Genomic DNA, 12,803 nt, shown 5'->3' on the forward strand with positions numbered 1-12,803 from the left:
AGGGGCGGTATTGTCGACGTAGCCATCGGCTTTGTCCATGCCGGCATCTGTCTGGCCCGCCTGTTTGCCGTCTACATGTTAATAAGTGTGAAGCTGGCGGCGTATACCAACATTCTGCAACAAAGCGCAGCCTATGCCATGGCAATTACCTGCGCCGGCATGATCTAATGAAAGCATCCAGTCTCAATGAAAGCCGATCATGCTCAAGCGCCCGCTGAGCTTTATCCTTCTCGTGTCCTTCGTGCTGTATGCCGCATGCAGCGTGTGGGCGCACGGCTGGCCTGCCGATTATTGGGCATGGCGTTCGCAATTGCGCCTGCAAAGTGGTGTGATGCTGCTGGCGGTCATGGCCGGCTCCATGCTGCTGGCCATGCGTCCGCTGTGGCTGGAGCGCGCGATGGGCGGGCTGGATAAGCTCTATGCCCAGCACAAGCGCTTCGGCATCGCCTCGGGCCTGCTACTGGGCGCGCACTGGCTGATCGAGCTGTCTCCCAAGCTGTTTGTGGCCATGCAATGGGCAGAGCCCAAAATCCGCCGTGCCGATGGCGGCGGGGCGCGTGACCCCTTGGTCAGTCTGGCCAAGGATATGGGGGAGTGGGCGGCTTGGCTGATGCTGGGCATGGTGCTGCTGGCGCTGTTGCAGGCCCTGCCTTATCGCATCTGGCACCCATCGCACAAGCTGTTTGCACCGATAGCCCTGGCGGGGGGGGGTCACGGCCTGATGCTGGCCGACAAGGCCTTGTGGCTGACCCCGGCAGGTGCTTTGCTGGCGCTGTTGCTGCTGTTTACCACGCTGAGCGCGCTGTGGTCGCTGTTTGGCCGCATCGGCCGTTCGCGCCGCCACAAGGGCCAGATCACGGCCGTACACGCCTTGCCCGGCCAGTCGCTGGAAGTGTTGTGCAGCGTTGCCGATTGGCCCGGGCACCGCGCCGGCCAGTTTGCACTGGTGAGTTTTGACGCAAGCGAAGGCGCGCACCCGTTCACTATTGCCAGCGCCGAACGCGATGGAGGCGAGTTGCGCTTCATCATCAAGGCGCTGGGGGATTACACCGCCACTCTGCCATCCATTCTGAAAGTTGGGGATGGCATCGAGGTGGAAGGGCCGTATGGCTGCTTTGATCACGCCGGCAGCACGCGTCAGGCCTGGGTCGCCGGCGGCATCGGCATCACCCCGTTTCTGGCATGGCTGGAGGCACGCTCCCAGACCGGCGACGAGGCGCAAGTCGATTTCTATTACTGCGTCAGAAATAGCGCCGAAGCTGCTGCGCTGGATGAGGTGCGCGCCGCCTGCCTGCGTTCAGGCGTGACCCTGCACCTGATCGAGAGCGATCAGGGGGCGCGGCTGGATGTGGCGATGCTGCCCGAGGTCGATGCGGTGTGGTTTTGCGGGCCGGCAGGCATGGGAGACGCCTTGGCGCGTGGTCTGGCGGCACGGCCGCATGCGCCGGCCTTCCATCGCGAAGCTTTCAGTATGCGTTGATTTTTTGGGGGGGGCAGGTAGGCGTTAAGGACTTCAGTGTGGAGTCCGCTGTGCGGACGTGTTTTTTACTTGCCGCTTGCGCTGACCGAGCGCGGCAAGCGTAGCGGCGCGAGGGAATACGAACGGGCAGGGGCTTGTGGCGACAAGCCCCTTGCATCCCAAACGCCCCCGAAGTCTCGCGAAACCCCGGCGCAAAAGGCGCTGGCCAACTCGCGATTTGCTACTGTCAAATCGCTCGAACAAAGGCCAGCTTAAGACCTCGCCAGCGCCTTTTTCACCGGCGCGAGCCTAACGGGGAAGGGTGGCTGGCGTATGAGCTGGCGGCATGGCCAATAGCAAATCATCAACCCAATTTGCATGTTATCATCCGCTGCGTCGCCTGCTGGTCTTACCTAGCGCCGGTCGCGCAGTGCCGCCAGTCAGTGTCGCGCCGGGGGCCCTGAAGCCAGCCCATTAACCAAACGTTAGGCGTCATATGAACCCACCGCAGCGCCTCTCAGCACTTGAAATTGCCGAGCACCAGCTACTCACCGCACTCCAAATGTGGTCAGTCGGCGACTACATCAGTTGCATCACGCTTGCGGGTGCTGCTGAAGAGATCTTGGGTAAGCGGATGCGCAAGCTCGGGTTCGAGCCATCGTTCGAAAATCTCAAGGAGGCAATCGTCAAGCTGGCAAAGCACTTTGGTGACACCTTGTCGAATACAGACAAGTTGGTTGGCGACCTGATGAACCGTACTCGCAATGAACTTAAGCATTATGCTGGCGACGAGGCTCTTGAGTTCGACCTGAAGTCGGACGCCGAAGAGATGTTGGAGCGCGCAATCTCCAACTACACAAGTCTCACTGGCAAGTTTCCTGATCAGATGCTGAAGTTTTGGTCTTCGACGCAGTGACGCTTAACTCATCGCTCAAACGGACCCGCAACGGCATGCCGTCGTGGGCCGGTTAGCTTCAACGTTAGAGCCCGAGGAAATGATGAGGGATATTCCAACGCCAGACTTCGATGACCCCAAGGAAGTCTATGCCTTCTTTGGTTTGGCTATGTACAACGCCAATCTTGTAGAGGCGAGCCTGATTAATCTGGCGGTGGCTCTCAACCTAGACAAATCCAAGGTCATTACGCAAGAGATTTTTGAGGCAGCGTTTGGGGAAATGGAGGCTAAGACGCTGGGACAATTGCTCAAGGCAACTCAGAAGTTGGCTGCTATCCCTCCGGGATTAGAACCGATTTTGAAGAGTGCTCTTGATAAGAGAAACTTCTTGGCTCATGGTTTCTTTCGAGCGAACGCCGAAGAATTAATTCATGAGGCCGGGAAGAGGGCAATGATTAAGGAGCTAAGCTCAATGATCGAGCTGTTCCTGCTGGCCGACGAGTTGCTTACACCCGTATATATGGCCCTTTGGGAAAAGTACGGAGTGACTGAAGAGTTCATTCAAAAAGAGTTAGAGCGTTCTTATGCGGAGGCAGAAAAGCGGGATGGTGGGCTCTAACAATTCGCAGCCGGCGTGACGGCCCTGACGGGCCGCGGCCTGAACTCAAACGTTAGAGAGTCCGTGCATGGCCACTCCTCTGTGCCCCCATACGCAATGGGGGCTTCGCCTTATGCCTACCTATGGCATCCATGTGCAACGTCAACACCCGCTAGAACGACGAGCCGGGCAGGGCGAGGAATGCGATCTCTTCTGCGCTTGATGTGCGTCCCAGTATCGCGTTGCGGTGCGGAAAGCGGCCGAAGCGGGTGATTACTGCCTGATGGCGTAGCGCGTAGTCGGCAAAGGGTTCGAATACGGCGTGCTGTGCAGTGGGCACCGTATCGGCCAGTGCGCGAAATAGCTGCACACTGTGCGCCTGATGTGCTGGATCTTCTGCATGTTCCAGCGGCAGGTAGAAGAAGACGCGCTCTATCGGCCGGAGCGCCCGGTCTTGCCCTGCGGCCAAGCCTTGCCGGCACAAGGCCAGTGCGATGTCGTCAAAAGCGAAGGCGTCGGCTGTGCCGCGATAGCTATTGCGCGGGATCTGGTCGGTGAGCAGGATCAGCGCCAGCATGCCTTTGGGCGTGGCGCGCCAACTGTCCAGTTCTCCCGCCCGTGCAGCCGGCAGCAGCGGTGCGAAGCGCTGGCGTATGGCCGCGTCGGTGTCCGGATTCTTGCCCCACCACAGCGCGGCGTGAGTGCTGGCGGTCTGGGCGTCGTCGTCTGATTTGCCAAACCAGAATGCGAGCAGGCTGTTTTGGGTTTCCATCATGACCTTTCGTGCGTGTGGGCGGGGAGTATGGCTTTCCTTGTCAGGATGGCAGGCCAGAAGCTGGATGGGCAAGCCGGGTTTCGCCCGCTTCGCGGGCTCCTACACGAAACATGCGGTTGACGGATGGGGCTGCCCTTACGGCTGCGTCTCTCTCCATGCCCATCACGCCCGCGCCGGTTTCAGGGCGTGGTCAGCCCCAGCCTTGCCATGCGCGAGATCAGCGTGGTGCGCGGCAGGCCCAGATCGCGGGCGGTGGCTGCGAGCTTGTTGTCGTTGGCGGCCAGCGCCTGGGTGATGATGTGGCACTCCTGTGCCGCCAGACGCGCCTTGAGCGGGCCGCTGCCTGCCGGCGCCGTATCCGGGGGCAGGGCGGGAACGGCGGCAGATGCGCTGTCTTGCATCAGCGCGATGGTGCTTAGCGTGCTGCCGCTTTTGTCCAGCAGCAGGCTGCGGCGGATCACGTTTTCCAGCTCGCGCACATTGCCAGGCCAAGCCTGGGCTTCCAGCGTGGCGATGGCCGCCTCCGACAAGGTGGTGATGGCCGGGTTGAGGCTGGCTGCGTGCTTGTCGACAAAGCGGCGGGCGAGCAGGGCGATGTCGCCACGGCGTTCGCGTAGCGGCGGGATGAAGATGTAGCCGACGTTGAGGCGGTAATACAGGTCTTCGCGCAGGCGGCCGGCGGCGATGGCATCCAGCGGGCGCTGGTTGAGCGCCGCGATCAGGCGCACATTGGCGCGCAGTGGTTGCTGGCTGCCCAGCGGCTGGAAGCTGCCGTCCTGTAGTACGCGCAGCAGCTTACTTTGCAGCGCGATCGGCATGGAGTTGATTTCATCCAGAAACAGCGTGCCGCCATCGGCCAGCGCAAACAGCCCCTTCTTGTTTTCAGCTCCGGTAAATGCGCCACGGGTGGTGCCGAACAGGGTACTTTCCAGCAGGTTTTCCGGTATAGCCGCACAGTTCAGGCACAGCATGGGCGCGCGTGCGCGCGGGCTTTTGGCATGGGCGCGGCGCGCGAACAGCTCCTTGCCTGTGCCGGTTTCACCGTAGATCAGTACCGGCAGTTCGCTGTGGCCATAGATGTCGATGGCGTCGATCTGCAGGCGCAACCGTGCGTCGTGGCCGACGATATCAGGCACCGGGCTGGGGTCGTTGTTGTCCGAGGGCTGGTTGTCTACGGTACGGCCTATCTCGATGGCACCGATCACGTCGCCGCTGCGGCCGAACAGCGGCATGGCCGAATGCAGGTAGTGCAACTGGCGCCCGTCGCTGCCGTGATAGGCCTGATAGTGGTCGACAAAGCGGCTGTGCTGCGACAGGCAGCGCAGCAAGGTGCTGTCTTCTGTTTTCAGCCACGGGCTGACATCGAGGATGTGGCGGCCGAGGATATTGGCCGGGTCCACGCCATCCATGCGCGCGCTGGCGCGGTTGTAATACACGAAGTGGCCACGGTGGTCGACCATGGTGACAGGCTGGTTCAGGGTGTCGAGCAGCTCTTTCATGCTCAGCACCAGCCACTGGATCTCTTCCATTGCGCTTCCTTGTCGGGTTTTCGACACATTGCGGCCAGACCTTGCCATTGCAGCTGCAGGCGTCTGTCCGTTTTTCGACGTCTGTCGATTTTACGACATATTCATCGCGTTGTGCTCTGGTTTATGGTTATGAGATGCCATTTTTGGGGTGGTTTCATGGCGTTTTGTCGCAGATTTGGGGTGAAAAATTGCAAATTGCCGGCAATGGTTGGCACGCTTCTCGCTAAAGCCTGGGTGTGAACGATTTTTAGCTAACACCTACTTTTATCTTGAGGACTCACACCATGTTCAAACACATCATCGCCCGCACCCCTTGCCGCGCCCTGGTTGACGGCCTGTCTGCTTCTGACCTTGGCAAGCCTATCTACGAGAAGGCGATCGAGCAGCACAACGCCTATATCCGCGCGCTGCAGACCTGCGGCGTCGATATCACCATCCTGCCGCCGGCTGAAGAGTTTCCGGACTCGGTGTTCGTTGAAGATCCGGCACTGTGCACCCCGCATTGCGGTATCGTGACCCGCCCGGGCGCCGACAGCCGCCGTGGTGAGGCCGAACTGATGGCACCTATCCTGGCCCGCTTCTACAAGAATGTGGAGCGCATCGTCGAGCCGGGCACGCTGGACGCCGGCGACGTGATGATGGTCGGCAACCACTACTACATCGGCAATTCGGCCCGCACCAACGAAGAGGGCGCGCGCCAGCTGATCGCCATTCTGGAAAAGTACGGCATGACCGGCTCCATCGTCACCATGGACGAGGTGCTGCACCTGAAGACCGGCCTCGCCTATCTGGAAAACAACAATCTGATGTGCGCCGGCGAGTTCCTGACCAAGCCTGAATTCCAGAAGTACAACATTATCGAGTTGCCGGAAGACGAGATCTACGCCGCTAACTGCATCTGGGTCAACGGCAAGGTGATCATGCCTTCCGGTTACCCTAAGACTGCCGCCAAGATCGCCGCGCTCGGTTACGAGGTGATCGAGGTGGATACCTCGGAATACCGCAAGGTGGATGGCGGGGTGAGCTGCATGTCGCTGCGCTTCTGAGTTCTGGCTATTGAGCTAGCAGGCAGCCGCCGCGCACTTGCGTCGCGGCTGTTTTTTCAGTGACCAAGAAAGAATCCCTATGTCTCAAACACAAGACAAGAAATTGGGCGTGGTGGCGATGACGGCGCTGGTGGTGGGTGCCATTGTCGGCAGCGGTATTTTCAGTTTGCCGCAAAATATGGCCGAAGGCGCGGGAGCCGGAGCCATTCTGATTGCCTGGGTGATCACCTTTATCGGCATGCTGGCGTTAACGCGCATTTTCCAGTGGTTGTCGACCAACCGCCCCGATATCGGGGATGGCGTATACGGCTATGCACGCACTGGCTTTGGCGACTATATGGGCTTTAATGCCGCCTGGGGCTACTGGATCTCGGTATGGGTGGGCAATGTCGGCTATCTGGTGGTGATGTTTAGTGCGCTGGGTTCTTTTCATGCGCTGGGTTTCTTTGGCGAGGGCAGTACGCTGCCGGCGCTCGCGTGCGGCCTGATCGTGCTGTGGACGCTGCATGTGTTCGTGCTGCGCGGCGTGCAGTCAGCCGCCTTTCTCAATATGGTGGTGACCATCGCCAAGATCGTGCCGCTCGGGCTCTTTATCCTGTGCGTGGCACTGGCGTTCAGGGTCGATGTGTTCCAGATCGACTTCTGGGGTAGCGCAGAGCTTGGCAGTGTGGCTGATCAGGTGAAAAACACCATGCTGTACACAGTGTGGGTGTTCCTCGGCATCGAGTGCGCCACCGTTTACGCCAGCCGCGCCAAGAATATGGCGGTCGTCAGCCGCGCCACCATTCTCGGTTTTCTGATCACTATCTTGCTCTTGATCTGTGTGTCGGTGTTGTCGTTGGGCGTCGTGTCGCAGCCTGAGCTTGCACAGATGAAGAACCCGTCGATGGCTGCGGTACTGGGGCATGTAGTCGGCCCGTGGGGCGGGATGCTGATCAATATCGGTCTGGTGATGTCGGTCGGCGGCGCACTCTTGGCCTGGACCATGATCTCCAGCGAAATGCTGTATCTGGCTGCACGCGGCGACAACAACACGGCACCCAAGGCGTTCGGCAGGCTCAACAAGAACGGCACGCCGGCCAATGCGCTGTGGCTGACCAATAGCCTGATTTCGCTGGTGCTGGTGATCAACCATCTGAACGATGCCGGTTACAACATCCTGATCCAGCTGGCCTCGTCCATGGCACTGATCCCCTACCTGCTGTGCGCGGCTTTCGGCCTGCGTCTGGCACTCAAGGCCGAGGTCAAGTCGGCTACGCTAGTCGGGCTGACTGCGCTGGGTACGGTGTACGGTATGTGGCTGATCTACGCCGGCGGCCTGAGCTTTTTGCTGCTGTCCATGATTCTGTATGCGCTGGGCCTGCCGTTTTACCTCAAGGCCAAGCATGAGCGAGGCGAGAAATTCTTCACGCATCCGCTGGAGGGCATGCTGGGCTTGCTGGTGCTGGCCTTGGCCATTGCCGCGCTGTATATGGTGTCGCAAGGGACGCTGAGCCTGTAACAACCGGTTCACGGGCACTCTTGCCAGGCGTAGACGTAAAAAAGCCAGCCCTTAATCCGGCTGGCTTTTTTGGGTCAAGCGTTGCTTGACACAGCGCTCAATCAGGCGCGCTTCTTGAACTCGTTGGTACGGGTGTCGATTTCGATCTTGTCGCCGGTGTTGACGAAAGCCGGAACCGGGATCTCGAAGGTGGTACCTGCCAGACGGGCTGGCTTCAGGACTTTACCCGAGGTATCGCCGCGTACGGCAGGCTCGGTGTATTCCACTTCGCGTACAACCGTCGTCGGCAGTTCAACCGAGATGGCTTTGCCGTCGTAGAAAGTGACCTGGCAAACGTCTTCCATGCCGTCAACGATGTAGTTCAGGGTGTCGCCCAGGTTGTCGGCTTCGACTTCGTACTGGTTGAATTCGGTGTCCATAAACACATACATCGGGTCAGCGAAGTAGGTGTAGGTGCAGTCCTTGCGGTCCAGAACCACCACGTCGAACTTGTCGTCGGCGCGGTAAACGGTTTCGCTACCTGCGCCGGTCAGCAGGTTCTTCATCTTCATCTTGACGACGGAGGCGTTACGGCCCGACTTGGTGTATTCGGCCTTTTGCACAACCATCGGCTCGCTGCCGACCATAAAGACGTTACCTGCGCGGAGTTCCTGTGCGGTTTTCATGACTAAACATTCCCAAAGCTTGAATTGATTTCGGGGAATGCTTTCCCCAAGAGGGCGCTATTGTAGCTGTTTTTCAATCATTTGCACCAGCCTAGCGGCAAGTGCACTGCGCCCCAGTGCCTGTTGTGGCCAGATGCGGGCATGCCTTGCCAGTTCAGGCAGATATTCCTGCAAAGCCGCCCACGCATTCGCCATGCCTATGCCGCGATTCCAGCTATGGGCGCTGTGGGTCAGTGCCTGCCTCGCCGCAGGGGACAGGCTGTGGCTGTAGCGTTGCAAAAAGGCATCGAGCTTGACGATATGGGCGTCTTCATCCTGCGGGTAGATATGCCACAAGAAGGGGCGTGCTGCCCATTGGGCGCGCATAAAGCTGTCTTCGCCGCGCACGATATTAAAGTCGCACGACCATAACAGCTGGTCGTATTCGCTTTGTTCGCTAAACGGCAGCACATGCACCGTAAGCGAGCCCAGGCTGAGCGTTTCGCCGGCCATGAGCGTGTCGCGCCCGAACAGGCGGGCGACATCGGCGATGACCCGCCCGTGCGGCACCATCACCCGCACCGCTTGTGTGCCATGGGCGCAGGCTTGCAGCCAGTCGCCGACGGCAGGGCTTTCATAGGTAAACAGACTGATGATCAATTCGTCTGGCTGGCGCGGTGCAAGACCCAGGCGGTGCCAGTAGGCTTGCTGTCCGGCAAGATCGGCCTGCCAGGCATCGCGCCTGGCAAACAGGCCGGCCTCGCAGATCAGGCCGCCGCTTTGTTCGCTAAAGCCGGGAAAGAAAAACCACTTGGTCAGCGCCAGACGCGGATGGGGCGAGGGCAGGGCGTGGCAGCCTTCAATCCAGTCTTCGGCCGACAGATACTCGAGATTGACCCAGACCGGCTTGCGGCTGCGTGCCGCCATCGCGGTGATATAGGGCTCGGGCAGGGTGCAGCCAAAGGCTTCGATCACAATATCGGCAGCCTGGACCTGATGGGGAAAAGCGCGCGGCCAGTGGCGGATTTCGACGCCTTCCAGCATCTGCTGCGCTAGGGTCGCATCCAGCATGGGTTCGATACGGGCGAAGCTTTGCATATCGTCGACCCATAGCCGCACCGTCTGCTCGTACTCATGTGCAATCTGGTGCGCCAGACGCCAGGCGATGCCGATATCGCCGTAGTTGTCGATCACATTGCAGAACACGTCCCACTGCTGGCGCTTCATCTGCCGCCCTCCTGCAAAAGGCCGCCATGGTAGCGCCAGCGGGTGCAAGGGGAAAGAGGAACCTGCGCAATATCCTGTGCCCGGTTCTTATTGCATGTGATGGCCGATGGGGGGCGTTTGCAATTTGCAGGCTCAAAGATAATTCTTATGGCATTATTGGCATCAGGGTTGTTGAGTGCCCGCCAGGTCTGCAAGGGAGAAAAATAATGCAAAACGTATTGGATCTATATCGGCAAAAGCAGCTTGGTGCAGCGGATGCACTGGGTTGGGTGAAGGATGGCGACAGTATTGTCGTGCCGACGGCAGCGAGTGAGCCGCCTGAGTTATTGACTGCTCTTGGTGAGGCGCGGCGCAAGTTCAGGGGGGTGAAGGTCTACCAGTTGCTGGGCTTGGGCGATTATGGCTACTTCGACCCGGAAACTACCGACCATGTGCGCCATGTGGCCTACTTTTTGAGTGGAACCACCCGCAAGCCTTGCCAAGAGGGGTGGGCGGATCTGGTGCCCAACCATTTTTCCGAAATTCCGCGCATGATCAAGCGAGGCGAATTGCCGGCCGATGTGCTGTTCGCGCTGGCGTCGCCTATGGATGAGCATGGCTATTTCTCCCTGAGTCTGGGAGCGGATTATGCGATGGCCGCTGCCCTTAGCGCCCGCGCCATCGTGTTGGAAGTCAACCCGAATGTCCCTTTTGCCTATGGCGAGTGTCATGTACACATCTCGCAGGTGGCCGCGGTGGTGGAGAGCAATCTGCCGCTGCGCGAAGTGAAAATGGCGGAAATCGGCGAGGTACAAAAGGCCATTGGTGCGCATGTGGCCGGACTGATCAACGATGGTGATACGCTGCAGATTGGCTTTGGCGGCATTCCCGATGCGGTGGTGACCCAGCTGACGCATAAGCGTGATCTGGGTATACACACCGAGATGATAGGCGACGGCATTATTTCCCTGTGGGAGAGCGGTGCCATTACCTGTCGCAAGAAAAACTTTATGCCGGGCAAGATGATTGCGACGTTCGCGCTGGGTAGCCAGCGTCTGTACCGGGCGATGCACCACAATCTGATGCTGGAGATGCGGCCGTCCGACTTCGTCAACGACCCGGCTATCGCCGGCATGAATGATAATCTGGTGGCGATTAACGGCACCTTACAGCTGGATTTTGCCGGCCAGTGCGGCTCGGAAAGTCTGGGTTACAAGCCGTTTTCCAGTACCGGCGGCCAGACCGATTTTATCCGTGCCGCCAACCGCTCTAAAGGAGGGCGCGGCATTATCGTGACGCCGTCTACTGCCAAGAACGACACGATTTCGCGCATCGTACCGACGCTGGCCGAGGGGACTTTTGTTTCGTGCAGCAAGAATGATGTGAACTATGTGGTGACCGAGTACGGTGTTGCGCAGTTGCGCGGTAAAAACCTCAGGCAGCGCGCGCAGGAACTGATCGCGATCGCCCACCCCAATTTCCGCGCCGAGCTGACCGAGGAAGCCAGAAAGATGAAGCTGCTGTAAGTGCTTCAGCCAGCGGCTGAGTTCTATACAAGGGCTGGCATGCGCCAGCCCTTGTTTTTACTTTTACACGTGCAGCAAGAGGAAGCGGCGCTCCCACGGGCTGATTACATCAAAATACTCGCGGTATTCGGCCTCTTTAATCGCGCAATAGGTATCGATAAAGTGGCGGCCAAACACTTCGGCCAAAGGTTCGCAGGCGCGCAGCAGATCGGCCGCATCGTCCAGATGGCGCGGCAGCTGATGCGGCTGCTCGTAAGCGCTGCCGGTCAGCGGCTCGGACGGCTTGAGCTTCTCTTGCATGCCCAGATAACCGCAGGCCAGGCTGGCGGCGATCGCGAGGTAAGGGTTGACGTCGACACCGGCCAGACGGTTCTCCACGCGCCGCGCCTCGGGACTGGAGTGCGGAACGCGCAGGCCGCAGGTGCGGTTGTCAAAGCCCCAGCTCAGGTTGATCGGTGCCGAGGTATAGCGCGACAGGCGGCGATAGGAGTTTACATACGGGGCGAAAAACGGCATCGCCGGTGGCAGATAGGTCTGCAGGCCGCCGATAAAGTGGTAGAACGCCTCCGATGGCGTGCCATCGCTATTGGAAAAAATATTCTGTCCGGTCTTGATGTCGACCACGCTCTGGTGGATGTGCATCGCGCTGCCGGGCTGGCCCTGCATCGGCTTGGCCATAAAGGTGGCGTACATATTGTGGCGGATGGCCACCTCGCGCACGGTGCGCTTGAATAAAAAGGCCTGGTCAGCCAGCGCCAGCGGGTCGCCATGGTCGAGGTTGATCTCCATCTGGGCGGTGCCCATCTCGTGGATCAGCGTATCGAGCTGAATGCCCTGAGCTTCGCACCAGTCATACATCACATCGAAGATGTCTTCATATTCGTTGACCGCATCAATCGAAAAGCTCTGGCGCCCGGCTTCGGTGCGGCGGGTGCGGCCGACCGGCGCGGTAAGCGGGATGTCTTCATCCGGTTGGATTTCAACCAGATAAAACTCCATTTCCGGCGCGACCACGGCCTTGAGGCCGGCGTCTTCATAGAGCTTGAGGATGCGTTTTAATACATTGCGCGGCGCCAGTTCGGCCGGCGTGCCGTCAAAATTCAGGCAGTCATGAATGATCTGCGCGGTTGGCTCTTTTTCCCACGGTACCGGACGCACACTGCTGGCATCGGCCAGCAGACGCATATCGGGGTCGGATACGGCGGTAAAGTCTTGCTCGGGGTAGTCGCCGGTGACGGTCATCGACAGCACGGCTTCAGGCAGGCGCAAGCCTTCGGCGGGGTTGTACTTGTGGCGCGGCACGATCTTGCCGCGGGCCAACCCGGTCATGTCCGGGATCAGGCATTCGATTTCGGTGATGTGATTGTCGTCCAACCACTGGTTGATTTGTTCGGCGTGATGCATGGCAAGTCCTTGGGTGTATTAAGGGTGAGCGCCGGAGCTGGTGGCGCGGCGGGCAAAATTGACCAGTGCGCCTTTGCGCTGGGCCAGAATCAGAAAAGCGCGCCTATCGTTTAAATCGTCGATACTGGCGAGGGCAAGGTTGGCCTTGGGGTCAGGCCATGGGACATGGGGCATAAGCGGCTCCGTTTGGGCTGTGCGGTGCACAGCTGTTTAAAATGCT

At 59.4% G+C, this 12,803-nt stretch carries 12 protein-coding genes; 6 read left to right on the top strand and 6 right to left on the bottom strand.

Annotated elements, in window-relative coordinates:
- The first annotated feature begins 199 nt into the window (after nucleotides 1-199).
- The 3 genes from M3P88_RS14770 (at nucleotide 200) to M3P88_RS14780 (ending at nucleotide 2,973) form a co-directional block, all read left to right on the top strand.
- Nucleotides 200-1,480 carry a ferredoxin reductase family protein gene (locus tag M3P88_RS14770; RefSeq protein WP_249616756.1) on the top strand — a complete coding sequence of 427 codons (1,281 nt, stop codon included), beginning with the start codon at nucleotides 200-202 and terminating at the stop codon, nucleotides 1,478-1,480.
- A gap of 475 nt (nucleotides 1,481-1,955) precedes the next feature.
- Nucleotides 1,956-2,375, top strand: coding sequence for a hypothetical protein (locus M3P88_RS14775; protein WP_249616757.1), 420 nt, complete (start codon nucleotides 1,956-1,958; stop codon nucleotides 2,373-2,375).
- Nucleotides 2,376-2,454: 79 nt separating this feature from the next.
- The gene (locus tag M3P88_RS14780; protein ID WP_249616758.1) at nucleotides 2,455-2,973 is read left to right on the top strand and encodes a hypothetical protein; all 519 of its coding nucleotides are present in this window, start codon (nucleotides 2,455-2,457) and stop codon (nucleotides 2,971-2,973) included.
- Nucleotides 2,974-3,124: 151 nt separating this feature from the next.
- Here the strand turns inward: M3P88_RS14780 and M3P88_RS14785 are convergent, their stop codons facing one another.
- Together M3P88_RS14785 and M3P88_RS14790 are read right to left on the bottom strand one after the other, a co-directional pair.
- On the bottom strand, nucleotides 3,125-3,727 hold the full coding sequence (locus M3P88_RS14785; RefSeq protein ID WP_249616759.1) for a DUF924 family protein: 603 nt from the start codon (nucleotides 3,725-3,727) through the stop codon (nucleotides 3,125-3,127).
- A gap of 179 nt (nucleotides 3,728-3,906) precedes the next feature.
- Complete coding sequence (locus M3P88_RS14790) at nucleotides 3,907-5,256, bottom strand: sigma-54 interaction domain-containing protein (RefSeq protein WP_249616760.1); 1,350 nt, start codon at nucleotides 5,254-5,256, stop codon at nucleotides 3,907-3,909.
- 284 nt (nucleotides 5,257-5,540) lie between these two features.
- Between M3P88_RS14790 and ddaH the strand changes: the two genes are divergently transcribed.
- Complete coding sequence (gene ddaH / locus M3P88_RS14795; protein ID WP_249616761.1) at nucleotides 5,541-6,302, top strand: dimethylargininase; 762 nt, start codon at nucleotides 5,541-5,543, stop codon at nucleotides 6,300-6,302.
- A gap of 79 nt (nucleotides 6,303-6,381) precedes the next feature.
- A complete protein-coding gene (locus M3P88_RS14800; RefSeq protein ID WP_249616762.1) occupies nucleotides 6,382-7,803 on the top strand; it encodes a basic amino acid/polyamine antiporter in 1,422 nt (473 codons plus the stop codon).
- A 101-nt stretch (nucleotides 7,804-7,904) separates the two neighbouring features.
- On the opposite strand, the gene efp is transcribed toward M3P88_RS14800, so the two are convergent.
- Both efp and earP read right to left on the bottom strand, forming a co-directional pair.
- The gene (gene efp, locus M3P88_RS14805) at nucleotides 7,905-8,468 is read right to left on the bottom strand and encodes an elongation factor P (RefSeq protein ID WP_124734448.1); all 564 of its coding nucleotides are present in this window, start codon (nucleotides 8,466-8,468) and stop codon (nucleotides 7,905-7,907) included.
- Between the two features lie 57 nt (nucleotides 8,469-8,525).
- Nucleotides 8,526-9,674, bottom strand: coding sequence for an elongation factor P maturation arginine rhamnosyltransferase EarP (gene earP / locus M3P88_RS14810; RefSeq protein WP_249616763.1), 1,149 nt, complete (start codon nucleotides 9,672-9,674; stop codon nucleotides 8,526-8,528).
- 206 nt (nucleotides 9,675-9,880) lie between these two features.
- On the opposite strand from earP, the gene M3P88_RS14815 reads away from it, so the two are divergent.
- Entirely contained in the window at nucleotides 9,881-11,179 is a 1,299-nt protein-coding gene (locus M3P88_RS14815) for an acetyl-CoA hydrolase/transferase family protein (protein ID WP_249616764.1), read from the top strand.
- A 63-nt stretch (nucleotides 11,180-11,242) separates the two neighbouring features.
- On the opposite strand, the gene M3P88_RS14820 is transcribed toward M3P88_RS14815, so the two are convergent.
- Both M3P88_RS14820 and M3P88_RS14825 read right to left on the bottom strand, forming a co-directional pair.
- Nucleotides 11,243-12,583, bottom strand: coding sequence for a glutamine synthetase family protein (locus tag M3P88_RS14820; protein ID WP_249616765.1), 1,341 nt, complete (start codon nucleotides 12,581-12,583; stop codon nucleotides 11,243-11,245).
- Between the two features lie 18 nt (nucleotides 12,584-12,601).
- Nucleotides 12,602-12,757, bottom strand: coding sequence for a hypothetical protein (locus tag M3P88_RS14825; RefSeq protein ID WP_249616766.1), 156 nt, complete (start codon nucleotides 12,755-12,757; stop codon nucleotides 12,602-12,604).
- Nucleotides 12,758-12,803: the final 46 nt, after the last annotated feature.

The sequence above is a fragment of the Craterilacuibacter sp. RT1T genome (genome assembly GCF_023502145.1).
Lineage (GTDB): Bacteria > Pseudomonadota > Gammaproteobacteria > Burkholderiales > Chromobacteriaceae > Craterilacuibacter.

What these genes read in the sequence shown, in the direction of transcription:
- M3P88_RS14770 (WP_249616756.1), top strand. Translation starts at nt 200, where the DNA reads ATGCTCAAGCGCCCGCTGAGCTTTATCCTTCTCGTGTCCTTCGTGCTG.
- M3P88_RS14775 (WP_249616757.1), top strand. Translation starts at nt 1,956, where the DNA reads ATGAACCCACCGCAGCGCCTCTCAGCACTTGAAATTGCCGAGCACCAG.
- M3P88_RS14780 (WP_249616758.1), top strand. Translation starts at nt 2,455, where the DNA reads ATGATGAGGGATATTCCAACGCCAGACTTCGATGACCCCAAGGAAGTC.
- M3P88_RS14785 (WP_249616759.1), bottom strand. Translation starts at nt 3,727, where the DNA reads ATGATGGAAACCCAAAACAGCCTGCTCGCATTCTGGTTTGGCAAATCA.
- M3P88_RS14790 (WP_249616760.1), bottom strand. Translation starts at nt 5,256, where the DNA reads ATGGAAGAGATCCAGTGGCTGGTGCTGAGCATGAAAGAGCTGCTCGAC.
- ddaH (WP_249616761.1), top strand. Translation starts at nt 5,541, where the DNA reads ATGTTCAAACACATCATCGCCCGCACCCCTTGCCGCGCCCTGGTTGAC.
- M3P88_RS14800 (WP_249616762.1), top strand. Translation starts at nt 6,382, where the DNA reads ATGTCTCAAACACAAGACAAGAAATTGGGCGTGGTGGCGATGACGGCG.
- efp (WP_124734448.1), bottom strand. Translation starts at nt 8,468, where the DNA reads ATGAAAACCGCACAGGAACTCCGCGCAGGTAACGTCTTTATGGTCGGC.
- earP (WP_249616763.1), bottom strand. Translation starts at nt 9,674, where the DNA reads ATGAAGCGCCAGCAGTGGGACGTGTTCTGCAATGTGATCGACAACTAC.
- M3P88_RS14815 (WP_249616764.1), top strand. Translation starts at nt 9,881, where the DNA reads ATGCAAAACGTATTGGATCTATATCGGCAAAAGCAGCTTGGTGCAGCG.
- M3P88_RS14820 (WP_249616765.1), bottom strand. Translation starts at nt 12,583, where the DNA reads ATGCATCACGCCGAACAAATCAACCAGTGGTTGGACGACAATCACATC.
- M3P88_RS14825 (WP_249616766.1), bottom strand. Translation starts at nt 12,757, where the DNA reads ATGCCCCATGTCCCATGGCCTGACCCCAAGGCCAACCTTGCCCTCGCC.